The sequence below is a fragment of the Undibacterium sp. Rencai35W genome (genome assembly GCF_049340185.1).
GTDB lineage: Bacteria > Pseudomonadota > Gammaproteobacteria > Burkholderiales > Burkholderiaceae_D > Undibacterium.
Window position 1 is genome coordinate 68,960 of the sequence record NZ_JBMPPC010000012.1, and the last position, 12,009, is coordinate 80,968.

Sequence of the window (12,009 nt, forward strand, 5' to 3'; positions counted from 1 at the left end):
AACTACGGACAGTTATCCCTGCAAAATTTTCGCCGCATCCATCGCTGCAATGCGTCCTTCATCAGTGGGGACAACCCAGATCTCAACCGGGCTGCTTGCGGTATGAACTGCAGCGATCGCATCTCCTTGTGCAGCAACATTTTTTGCATTATCGATATGTAGGTTAAGGTAGCTAAGTTGCTCGCAAACCTGTTGACGTAATACAGCATCATGCTCGCCAATGCCGCCAGTAAAAACCAGCAAATCGATGCCACCGACACAGGCCGTCATTGCCCCGATCTCCCGCACAATGCGGTGTGTAAATAAATCAATCGCCGCTTTTGCCTGCAAGTCCTCACACGCTCGCAAGCGTCGCATATCAGCTGAAATACCCGAGACGCCCAACAAACCTGATTCTTTGTACAAACTGGATTCTAGCTGTGTTGCGGTCCACCCTTGCTGTAGCAAATAAAGAATGACGCCAGCATCCAACGCACCGCAACGAGTCCCCATCATCAATCCATCAAGCGCGGAAAATCCCATCGTCGTCGCCCGGCTCTGACCATCGTACATTGCGCACAAGCTTGCACCATTTCCGAGATGAGCCATGACAACGCGTTGTCTGGAACGTAGCGAACACTCATGCAAACGGCCCGCAACATAGCGATACGACAAACCATGAAATCCATAGCGACGGACACCAAGCTCACGAATCCTTTTAGGCAGCGCGAGCGTACGCTCGACTTCAGGTAAATCAGCATGAAATCCAGTGTCAAAACACGCAATTTGCGGAACACCGGGATAAGCATTCTGAAATGCGATGACACCGTCGAGATTATGTGGCTGATGCAAGGGTGCCAGGCAATCTAAGCCGTGTAAATAATGTATGTCTTCATCGCCTAAACGGATGGAGCGGGAATAACGGTCACCGCCATGCACAATGCGATGTGCAACTGCGAGTATCGATACGTCACCGGCATAGTGCTGCAAGAGCTGATGTAATTCAGTCAGCGCACGGGCGAAACGATCCTCTCCTTCGGGGATGTCAATGCGCGTACTGATGGGCGACTCACCACTTCGGCGAATAGTCACCTTAACGATACCTTGCGGCTCTAGTCCTTCGACTAAGCCAGTTAATATCGCGGCCTCTACCGTCCCTTGTTCGCACGGATATAAGGCAAATTTGATCGAAGAAGAGCCAGAATTGACCGATAAAATAAGCTTGATCGCGTCGCTCATGGCGCAACAGTCCGGTAATGATGTGCCAGCAGTTTGACCAGTGCTGCGGAGGCGACCCGCGAGGCGCTGCCCTGCGAGCGGCTGGTCAAAGCAATAGGAACGCGGGCGCCGACAACAACACCACAAGTCGACGCGCCAGACAAATATTCAAATTGCTTGGCCAGCATATTGCCAGACTCTATATCAGGCACCATCAAAATATCGACATCTCCCGCAACAACAGAATCGATACCCTTAATACGCGCAGCATTCGCCGAAATCGCATTATCAAAAGCCAGCGGCCCATCGACGATTCCGCCAGTGATTTGCTTACGATCCACCATTTTACAAAGTGCTGCCGCATCAATGGTCGAGATGATTTTTGGACTGACTGTCTCGACTGCCGACAACAAGGCAACCTTAGGTTCTGTGATATTGAGCGCGATAGCAAAATTAATCGCGTTTTGCAAAATATCGGCTTTATCCATCAGACTCGGTGCGATATTGAGCGCCGCATCTGTCAACAGCAAGACCTTGTGATACATCGGCACATCAAGATGAAAGATATGCGACAGGCGTCGCTTGGTACGCAATGCAAGACAGCGAACAACTGCACCCATCAATTCGTCGGTATGCAAGCTGCCTTTCATCAAAGCCTCGACCTTACCTTCTGCCGCCAGCTCCACTGCCTTATCCGCTGCCGCATGACTATGCGCGACATCAATTAATTCCATGCCGCTCAAATCCAGATTTGCCTCCTGAGCAAGCGCTTGCAATTTCACCAGAGGAGCGATGATGACTGGAATAATCAATCCATGGCTGGCAGCGTCCACCGCGCCTTTTAAGGATTCAACGTCACAAGGATGAACTACGGCGCAGCGTACCGCGGACAGATCCCGCACACTGTCAATCAGGTGCCGCTGACGAGCACCGAGATCAAACATGGCCATCGTTTGTAACTGCGTTCGCGGTCTGCTAACCCGCTCCGCCGGAGCAATAACCAGTGCGTTACCGGAGACGACTTTTTCTCCGAGCTGATTTATGATCTGGCAATCCAGCGTCACTCGTTTTTTTTCATCCTCTTTGGCAATCACGGTAGCCGAGATCGTTAAAGTATCGCCAATTCTGACTGGCTTGGAGAAGTGAAGCTGTTGCTCAAGATAAATCGTGCCAGGACCAGGTAACTGCGTTCCCAAGACAGTAGAAATCAAGGCACCGCCCCACATACCGTGAGCGATCACGCCATGAAATAGTGTGTGACCGGCATACTCAGGATCCAGATGCGCAGGATTCATATCACCTGAAACAATGGCAAAAGCCTGAATATCCGCATCGCTCAGCGTGCGCGTCTGAGTCGCCGTCTGACCCACATAGATATCGTCATACACTACGTTCGATATCTGAGCTGGTTGATTATTTTCTTGATAGACCACGGTGTTCATAGACCACTTTCTCTATCTGATGAGACATTCAATGAGATTTCTGGTGCGATGACATGATCGCAGATATCGGATGATAGACCATCTCTGTAGTCATTTTCTGCATGCAGTCCTGATGTCCCAATGGGCACTCACGCTGTTTGCAAGGTGCGCAGTTCAGGCGCAAAGAAAGGGAATAGGCAATGTCGGAAAACGGTGGTGCGTGATCGGGATCGGTCGGGCCATACAGGGCAATGACGGGGCGGTTCAGCGCCGATGCGATATGCAGCAAGCCGGAATCATTACTCACCACGGCAGAGGCACTGGCAATCAAGGCAATCGCCTGATCCAGGCTAGTCTTGCCGGCAAGGTGACGGATGGATGGAACTGACGGCGATAAAGACTTGATCTCATCACAGACAGGACTGTCTTTTGGCGAGCCTAGTAAGACAATTTGTGTTGCAGGATAGGTTACGGTAATCTGCGCAGCGAGTTTGGCAAAATGCGCTGCCGGCCAGCGTTTCGCGTTACCGAACTCAGCACCTGGCGCAAAGCAGATGAGCGGCTGCTCCCGCGATAAACCGAGTTGCGTATAAGTCGCTACGATGTGCGATTCGCTCACAGTTAGCGAAGGACGCCCACAACTCGTAGCGATCTGTGGCGCAGGTTCGGCAGCTAATGCCGCATAAAATGGCACCATCGCCCGCGGTGCGACAGGGTCATCATGATGCATCACATTAATCAGGCCGTAGCGGCTCTCGCCTTTGTACCCAATGCGCCGGGGAATACCAGCCAGCCACGGAATCAACGCAAACTTCAAGGTATTCGGCAAAATATAGGCTGCAGCATAATGACGCTGACGCAGTTGTCGCGCATAACGCCAGCGCTCACGCAACTGCAATGCGCCATGCTTAAACGGCGTCTCCAGTACCGTGTCGACCTCTGCCATCGCCCGCAATACCGGGGCGACCCAGGCGGCGGCCAGTACATCAATCGCATGAGCCGGATACTGCTGCTTTAATAGTCGCAACAATGGTTGCGCCATGACTGCATCGCCTATCCAGTTCGGTGCGATGACCAGTAAGCGCTCAGGAGCCTGTACAGAAGAATCCGAGGTGAGCGATTTAGCCGAAGACGTGCTCATAGTCAGGCCGTAAATTGCAAGCGATACAGGTTCGCATAGACACCCTCTTTTGCCAGTAACTCGGTATGGGTGCCGATCTCACTGATCATGCCGTCCACCAGCACCGCAATCCGGCTGGCGCGTTCTATGGTGGATAAGCGGTGCGCAATCACCAGCGTGGTCCGGCCTTGCATTAATTCATCCAGCGCAGATTGCACGGCACGTTCGGACTCTGAATCTAGCGCCGATGTCGCCTCATCGAGTATCAGGATCGGCGCATTCTTATAAATCGCTCGTGCTATCGCCAGACGCTGACGTTGTCCACCAGACAGGCGACTGCCGTTATCACCGATCATGGTATTCAAACCTTCGGGCAATTCACGCACGACATCCTCCAGATGCGCGGCAGTCACCGCGGCGGCAATACGGGCAGCATCCGGTTGTGGGTCGCCATAGGCAATATTTGCCGCAACAGTGTCGTCAAACAGCACAACGTTTTGACTGACCATCGCAATCTGCGCCCGCAGACTCGCGAGTGAAATCTGATTCAACGGAATACCGTCCAATAGAATCTCACCGTCACTCACCTGATAAAAACGTGGCACCAGATTCACTAATGACGTCTTACCACCACCTGACATGCCGACCAGCGCCAGTGTCTCACCCGGCTGGATGCTCAGGTTAATCCCTTGCAACGCAACTTGCTCCTGCCCTGGATAGCTAAAACTGGTATTGATAAATTCCAGCTTACCCAGCGCTCTGGCGGGCAAGGGCTTACCGCTATCATGTTCAGGCTCTGCATCGATCATTGAGAACACCGATTCCGCCGCTGCCATGCCACGCTGCATCGGACCATTCAGGTCAGCCAGCCGTTTCAGAGGCGTCAATAGCATCATCATCGCTGTAATGAATTTAACAAAATCACCAACGGTAGTGGTGTCCGACTTACCTTGTGCGACCGCCAGCATAATCACAATGGCGACGGCACAAGCTGCCAGCACTTGGGTGACTGGCGTCGTCGATGCAACGGCAACCGTGGTCTTCATCGCATAACCACGCAATTTTTCATTCTTTTTGTCAAAGCGTTGCTGCTCGTAAGCCTGGCCGCCAAAAATACGGATCACCTGGCTGGCACGTGTGGTCTCTTCGATGACCTGGGTCAGTTCGCCGTTGACTTCGAGCTGATCCTGATTGAGCTTACGCAGGCGCTTGCTGACTCGTCGTACCAGATACGCCATGGAGGGAATCAAGACAATCGTGACCAGCGTCAGCTTCCAGTTGACCCATAACAAATAGGCGAGCAAGACGATCACTGTCAGCGAATCGCGGAACAGAGTCGTAATTGATACCTTCATCATTTCCACAATTTGCTGCGCTTCAAACATGATGGTATTGATGATGCGGCCGCTGGATTCTGTATGATAAAAATTGATAGGGACATTCATGATCCGCGCAAATACCTGCGCGCGGATATCATTCAACTGACGGGTTGCAATCCATGACATCAGATAACTTGTCGTAAATGTGCAGAGGCCGCGCAAGACAAAAATACCGATGATTGCAGCAGGTACTTTCCACAACGGCAGATTGGTATGTTCACCTTTAAAACCATGATCCAGCAGATAGCCGAAAACATGAGGAAACATTACCTCAGTCAATGCGGTACCGATCATCGTCAGCAAGGTCCATAACAGACGCTGACGGTGCTGACGCATCGACGCCCATAAGCGCTGCGCGATTTGTATCGTTTGCTGATTCATTATTCTCATTATTCTGATTACTTTAATTAGGCTGAAGAGTTTTTTGAACATCTCAACAGCAATCCGCATGATCTATGCGGCTTTCAGAGCATTTTCATGCCAGAAGGCGCATGGATCATGCGGATTGAATTTTAATTTTCTTTATTAAGTTGCATTGGCTTGTCTATAGCCTGTGCGGACACCTGCCAGCGGAATCGCCAGCAAAATCATCAAAGCCATCCCGAATACGCCATCGCGCAAGATGGCATTAAACATGCCGCCGACCATCATCGTTATCCCCAGCATCGCCAGTAACATCGCTCGCTCCCGCGTTTGTGCCTGCTTTGTCATGCGGTGCGCCAGCCGCAACTGGCTAAGCCAGATCCACAACAATGCCGCTAATCCGGCGATACCCAGCTCGGTAAAATACAGCAGATAATCATTATGTGGTGTCGTCATAGTGCCACTCATCATGCCTTTGGCGCGCTGCTGATAAAGCGGCATCCAGTTTGCAATGCCATGTCCGAGTACGACCTGCTCTGCGATGATCTGACTGGTCACTTTATAAATCTCCAGCCGCATACCATCTTCGCCGATATTTTTTCCTTCGTTAAATGAATGCACCTGATGCACCGTACACTGCGCACGAGTTACCAGGATCTGTGCGGGTCTGGCACCGGCAAGCTGCATTTCATTTACAGCACAGGTCACTGGCGCAGGCAGACTCAACACATAGTTCCACGTACCGACGCCAGCCATCAACAGACAAGCCAGAACCAGCGCGCTACGCCACGACCAGCGTAAGTTACGCAAGGCCATCAGGACACATAGCAAAACAAAGATCAGACTAGCGGTACGAGTTTTGGCCAGCAACAATAAGGCCAGAACGACATATGCCAATACGAACATTCTGACCAATAAATGATTTTTGCGTAAAACCAATTCATGCAACATCCAGCCAGAGGCGAGTGCCAGTAAGATGCCGAGCAAGATTGACTTATTCCCTTCATAAACAACATAGCTGCGGAACAGTGTATTGGCCGGTAAGACATGCAACAGGTTCAGGTAATACAAACTGGCTGCGAAGACCGCTCCGGCAAAAAAATTCTTGAGTGCTTTTTGCTGCCAGACACCGGCACCGACACACAGAAAAGGAAATAAAAAAATATAGGTCTGGTAGTGCCAGAATCCTGACCAGAACTCGCCAGCGGGTCGTTCATGCAAGACCGCAGCAACGATACTGACCGCACTCAATGCCAGCACAGGCAATAACATCGGACTGCATCGTATCGCTTGCAACTTCAATCGCCACGTATCATTCGACACGCAAGACAGTAAGAGGCTGATGTAAAACACCAGCACTCCACCATACATCACACCGACCGGAAAAAATAAAGTCAGTGGCAGAAATGCCAGCACCTGCTGCGGCCAGTTCGCACGTTCGGTCCACAATGGCGCCCATCCACCTGAACGTGTCTGCAAGTGCGTGTCAGATTGCGCTTGTGCGGGTAGTGATCCGGTCTGTTTCATGCGGTCAGGCATATTCGATCTGCACTCTGTCAGGTGTCAGCCACTCACCGAGTTTTTGCCGCAGATTATCGTCAGGGTTAACCCGCCATTGATCTGCCAGATACAGCTCGGCGCTGGCGTCGGTGTTTTGATAGCGGATCAGGATAGGACATCCTTCCGGATTCAGGCTAGGTTTGAGAATGTCCTGCAATTTTTTCAGATCCGTTCCCGCATCTAATGACAAACGCAAACCTTGTGAAAACTGAACACGTGCCCGACCAATATCCATGATTTTTTCGGCAGTAATCCGAAGTCCGCCAGAGAAGCGATCCTCGGATACCTTGCCCAGTACCGCCAGGAATTCATCTTCTTTAAACAGGTTTTTGTACTCATCCAGCATTTCGCTATACACCGTCACATCAACGGTCGCTGTACCGTCATCGAGAGTGACGATCATGATCTTGCCGCGCTGTGTCATCTGCGTGCGCAGCCCGGCAATCACGCCACCGATCAGGCGCAGATCACGTGAGGGATCAAGCTTGGCGAGTGTAGTTTTAATGAACTGTCTCACCTCAGGAGCGTAAGCGTCAAACAGATGGCCGGATAAGTAAAATCCCAATGCCAGTTTTTCTTCCATCAACCTCTGCTTATCAGACCAATGATCAACCTTGATATATTCCGGCGGCGGAATCATATCGTCATCATCACCGAATAAACTGACTTGATTAATTGCGGCCTCGGCCTGCTCGGCCGCCTCCATCGCCAAAGGTACGGTTGCCAGCAGCACCGCGCGATCCTGCCCCAGACTATCCATGGCACCGGCTCGTATCAGGGACTCTACCGTGCGGCGATTAACCTGACGCTTGTCAATCCGTTTCGCAAAATCAAACAGACTCAGGAAAGGACCATCAGCCTTACGCGCTGCGACAATGCTCTCAATCGCATTTTGACCAGATCCTTTGACAGCACCCAGACCATAGCGGATTTGCGTGGCTTTTTTACCCGGCTCACCAACCGGAATAAAGCGGTACTCGGATTGATTGATATCGGGTGCAAGCAAAGTGAGTTTGCAGATATCTAGTGAATCTTCGACTAGAATTTTGATCTTATCTGTATCATCCATCGCCAGCGACAAGTTGGCTGCCATGAACGCGGCTGGATGATGTGCCTTCAGATACGCGGTGTGATACGACAGCAATGCGTAAGCAGCGGCATGAGATTTATTAAAACCATAGCCAGCGAATTTTTCCATCAAATCGAAAATCTCATCCGCTTTAGCTTGCGGCAAACCATCCTTCGCTGCACCGTCACGGAAAATCTGGCGGTGTTCCGCCATCTCTTCGGCCTTCTTTTTACCCATCGCACGACGCAGCAAATCCGCACCGCCCAACGAGTAGCCACCGACCACCTGCGCCATCTGCATCACCTGCTCCTGATACACCATGATGCCGTAGGTTTCTGACAAAATACCTTCGGTACGCGGATCAGGGTAATCAAATTTTTCACCATGCTTACGCTTACAAAAATCCGGAATCAGATCCATCGGCCCCGGGCGATACAAGGCTACCAGCGCAATAATGTCTTCAAAGCGATCGGGACGTGCGTCCTTCAGCATGCCTTGCATGCCGCGGCTTTCCAGCTGAAATACGGCGACCGTTTTCGCCTTGGTTAACAGCTCATACGATGGTCTGTCGTTGAGAGGCAATTTCGCCAGATCAAAATCTGACATCGCTGGATCCAGCATCTTAATGTAGCGAACAGCGCGGTCCAGAATCGTCAACGTGGTCAAACCCAAAAAGTCGAACTTCACGAGGCCGACTGCTTCAACGTCGTCTTTATCGTATTGCGATACCACGCCGGAATCACCACCCTGCGTGTACAGTGGACAGAAATCGGTCAGCTTGCCTGGCGCGATCAGCACGCCCCCCGCATGCATGCCGATGTTACGGGTAATCCCTTCAACCTGTTGTGCCAGATCGAGCAAGGTTTTGACTTCCTCTTCGTTTTCCTGCCGTTCAGCAAGCAAAGGTTCTTCGACAATCGCCTCGGCAATCGTGACTTGCTTACCTGGTTTAAATGGAATTAATTTAGAGACTCCGTCGCAAAACATATAACCAAAATCCAGTACACGACCCACGTCGCGAATCGCTCCTTTGGCCGCCATCGTACCGAAGGTCGCAATCTGCGATACCGCCTCTTTGCCGTAGCGCTCTTTCACATACTGGATGACGCGATCACGTCCTTCCTGACAAAAATCAATATCAAAGTCGGGCATGGATACACGCTCTGGATTCAGAAAACGCTCGAACAGCAAATTGTATTCAAGCGGATCCAAATCCGTAATCAGCAACGCATACGCGACTAATGAGCCCGCACCAGAACCACGGCCCGGGCCAACCGGTACGCCATTATTTTTCGCCCATTGAATAAAGTCCGCCACGATCAGGAAGTAGCCCGGGAAACCCATCTTAATGATGGTGTCGGTTTCAAACTTCAGACGCGCTTCATATCTGGGTCGATGCTGTTCACGCTTTTCCAGATCGGGATAGAGTTGCACCAGTCGCTGCTCTAATCCGCGCTGTGACTCATGCACTAGAAAATCGTTGATGGTCATACCATCCGGTGTCGGGAAGTCGGGCAATTTCGGCTTACCCAATTCCAGCGTCAGATTGCAGCGCTTGGCAATCTCAACAGAATTTTTAAGTGCACCCGGAATATCGGCAAATAACTCAGCCATCTCAGCCTGGGTTTTAAAACATTGCTGATCATTAAAACGACGTACGCGACGGCCATTCGCCAGCATATCGCCCTCGGCAATACAAGTACGCGCTTCGTGGGCAACGAAGTCTTCTTTATTGATGAACTGGATAGGATGGGTGGCAACGACCGGCAACTGCAACTTGCGCGCCAAGGCGATTGCCTGACGCACATGAGCATCCATATTCGGCTGACCTGCTCGTTGAATTTCAATATAAAAATGGTGGGGGAAAATCGCCGCCCAGCGCTGTGCATTGCGCTCGGCCAGATCAATATTGCCATTGTCTATCGCAATACCGACATCGCCGAAGTGAGCTCCCGATAGGACGATCAGGCCTGGCTCTTCGCTCTTTTGCTGATCAACCTCAAATAAGGCATGCAGCCATTCATAGCGAATCTCGGCACGGCCGCGATGCTGATTGGTCAGCCAGGCTTGCGCCAATAATTCGCAAAGCTGTAAATAGCCTTTTTTATTTTTCACCAAGAGCATCAGACGCGATGGCTTATCCCGGTCGTTATCATTGGTAATCCATGCATCACAACCGGCAATCGGCTTTACGCCTTTGCTACGCGCTGTTTTATAAAATTTCACCATGGCAAACAAGTTCGCCAGGTCGGTAATCGCCAGCGCAACCTGCTTATCTTTCGTTGCCGCTTTTACCACGTCATCAATGCGAACCAAGCCATCAACAATCGAATATTCAGAGTGCAAACGCAGGTGGACAAATTGCGGATGTGCGACGGCAGACAAGACAGGCGCGCTACTATCGTTGGTCAGTGTTAATTCAGTATTCATTCGCGTATTTTACCGTGCCAGACTGGCGAAAACGATTGCCCGTGCAGGTAAAAGTGCGTGAATAGCGATATCAATGGTGATATTACCGACAAGCGTCGGACAGATAACATCCAGATAATCAAGCTGCTCCGCCGCAAGGCATTCTGCATTACGACATCAGGGCAGAATCAAAGGCGACTTAGCATCAGTCGTGACCGTTTTATTTTTTTGAATCGTAAAACTGTAATTTTACGTCCGGAAAAGTTTATAATGCTGCCAAATCAATGACTTACTGAATATCTACTATGTCGCACGCAACTCCCGCAGTACAAACCGAAGAAACACCTTACGTCAATATTTCTGCTTATAAATTCATAACATTCGACGATACCGCTGAAATGCGTCCGGAATTTATCGCTAAATGCCAGGAATTAAACCTCAAAGGTACTGTTTTGCTGACGCCAGAAGGCATCAATATGTTTCTGGCGGGATTGCGTCACGAAATAGATGCTTATATGGACTGGCTGCATACCGATCCGCGTTTTGCAGATGTCGTTGCTAAAGAAAGTTTTTCGGATCATCAGCCATTCACCAAATTGTTGGTCAAGCTGAAACCTGAAATGATCACCATGCGCATGCCCTTGATTAAACCTGAGGAAGGCCGCGCACCGTCGGTCGATGCGCACACCTTAAAACGCTGGCTGGATCAGGGACATGACGATCATGGCAAAGCGGTAGTCATGGTTGATACACGTAATGATTTTGAAGTCGATGTAGGTAGTTTCGATAATACGATTGATTATCGGATCAGCAAATTTACTGAGTTCCCTGCCGTCATCGAAGCCAATCGCGAAGCATTGAATGATAAGACTGTAGTGACTTTTTGCACCGGTGGTATTCGCTGCGAAAAAGCGGCAATCCACATGCAGAATGTCGGCTATGACAGCGTATATCAGCTAGAGGGCGGGATTCTGAAATATTTTGAAGAAGTTGGCGGCGCTCATTATCATGGTGACTGCTTTGTCTTTGACTATCGTACAGCCTTAAATCCGAAACTGGAAGCAACAGATACCAAGCAATGCTATGCCTGCCGTGCAGTGGTGACACCACGTGAACAATTATCCCCATGGTATGTTGAGGGAAAATCCTGTCCGCATTGCAAAAAACTGCAAACCAGCGAAATAGCAGGCGAAGCATCTGGCGTACAAGTCGCAGATCAGTCAGCAAGCTAATTCACAAAAAAATAAGCTGACCATACAAGCTGATGATATAAGTTGACAATATAAGTTCATGACATCAGTAAAAGAAAAGGCTCCGCAAGGAGCCTTTTCTTATTAGTCAGAACATATTTTAAAGTGAATTACATCACTTCAAGAACTGCTCATTACCGACCATACCGATCTTAGTGACGCCAAGACGCTGAGCCGTTGCCATCACATGAGCCACCGACTTGTACGCCACCAGCTTGTTGGGCCGCAGATGCACTTCCGG

8 protein-coding genes are annotated in these 12,009 nt (G+C 50.4%); 1 reads left to right on the forward strand and 7 read right to left on the reverse strand.

All coding sequences use genetic code 11. The annotated features are described in order from the left end of the window. Nucleotides 1-12: 12 nt before the first annotated feature. The 6 genes from ACO0K3_RS19130 to dnaE form a co-directional block, all read right to left on the reverse strand. Nucleotides 13-1,218, reverse strand: a complete 1,206-nt coding sequence (locus ACO0K3_RS19130; protein ID WP_422987387.1) for an acetate/propionate family kinase — start codon at nucleotides 1,216-1,218, stop codon at nucleotides 13-15. Then, the gene (locus ACO0K3_RS19135) at nucleotides 1,215-2,639 is read right to left on the reverse strand and encodes a bifunctional enoyl-CoA hydratase/phosphate acetyltransferase (protein ID WP_422987389.1); all 1,425 of its coding nucleotides are present in this window, start codon (nucleotides 2,637-2,639) and stop codon (nucleotides 1,215-1,217) included. The genes ACO0K3_RS19130 and ACO0K3_RS19135 overlap by 4 nt, the downstream gene beginning before the upstream one ends. 28 nt (nucleotides 2,640-2,667) lie before the next feature. Beyond that, nucleotides 2,668-3,759, reverse strand: coding sequence for a lipopolysaccharide heptosyltransferase II (gene waaF, locus ACO0K3_RS19140; protein WP_422987391.1), 1,092 nt, complete (start codon nucleotides 3,757-3,759; stop codon nucleotides 2,668-2,670). Between the two features lie 2 nt (nucleotides 3,760-3,761). Further along, a complete protein-coding gene (msbA, locus tag ACO0K3_RS19145; RefSeq protein WP_422987394.1) occupies nucleotides 3,762-5,498 on the reverse strand; it encodes a lipid A export permease/ATP-binding protein MsbA in 1,737 nt (578 codons plus the stop codon). Between the two features lie 144 nt (nucleotides 5,499-5,642). Continuing rightward, nucleotides 5,643-7,019, reverse strand: coding sequence for an O-antigen ligase family protein (locus tag ACO0K3_RS19150; protein WP_422987396.1), 1,377 nt, complete (start codon nucleotides 7,017-7,019; stop codon nucleotides 5,643-5,645). Further along, nucleotides 7,012-10,539, reverse strand: coding sequence for a DNA polymerase III subunit alpha (dnaE, locus tag ACO0K3_RS19155; RefSeq protein ID WP_422987398.1), 3,528 nt, complete (start codon nucleotides 10,537-10,539; stop codon nucleotides 7,012-7,014). The genes ACO0K3_RS19150 and dnaE overlap by 8 nt, the downstream gene beginning before the upstream one ends. Before the next feature lie 284 nt (nucleotides 10,540-10,823). Between dnaE and ACO0K3_RS19160 the strand changes: the two genes are divergently transcribed. After that, nucleotides 10,824-11,750, forward strand: coding sequence for a sulfurtransferase (locus ACO0K3_RS19160; protein WP_422987400.1), 927 nt, complete (start codon nucleotides 10,824-10,826; stop codon nucleotides 11,748-11,750). A 133-nt stretch (nucleotides 11,751-11,883) separates the two neighbouring features. On the opposite strand, the gene ACO0K3_RS19165 is transcribed toward ACO0K3_RS19160, so the two are convergent. Further along, the coding region (locus ACO0K3_RS19165) for an ExbD/TolR family protein (RefSeq protein ID WP_422957813.1) at nucleotides 11,884-12,009 on the reverse strand (126 nt) is incomplete at its 5' end.

What these genes read in the sequence shown, in the direction of transcription:
- ACO0K3_RS19130 (WP_422987387.1), bottom strand. Translation starts at nt 1,218, where the DNA reads ATGAGCGACGCGATCAAGCTTATTTTATCGGTCAATTCTGGCTCTTCT.
- ACO0K3_RS19135 (WP_422987389.1), bottom strand. Translation starts at nt 2,639, where the DNA reads ATGAACACCGTGGTCTATCAAGAAAATAATCAACCAGCTCAGATATCG.
- waaF (WP_422987391.1), bottom strand. Translation starts at nt 3,759, where the DNA reads ATGAGCACGTCTTCGGCTAAATCGCTCACCTCGGATTCTTCTGTACAG.
- msbA (WP_422987394.1), bottom strand. Translation starts at nt 5,498, where the DNA reads ATGAATCAGCAAACGATACAAATCGCGCAGCGCTTATGGGCGTCGATG.
- ACO0K3_RS19150 (WP_422987396.1), bottom strand. Translation starts at nt 7,019, where the DNA reads ATGCCTGACCGCATGAAACAGACCGGATCACTACCCGCACAAGCGCAA.
- dnaE (WP_422987398.1), bottom strand. Translation starts at nt 10,539, where the DNA reads ATGAATACTGAATTAACACTGACCAACGATAGTAGCGCGCCTGTCTTG.
- ACO0K3_RS19160 (WP_422987400.1), top strand. Translation starts at nt 10,824, where the DNA reads ATGTCGCACGCAACTCCCGCAGTACAAACCGAAGAAACACCTTACGTC.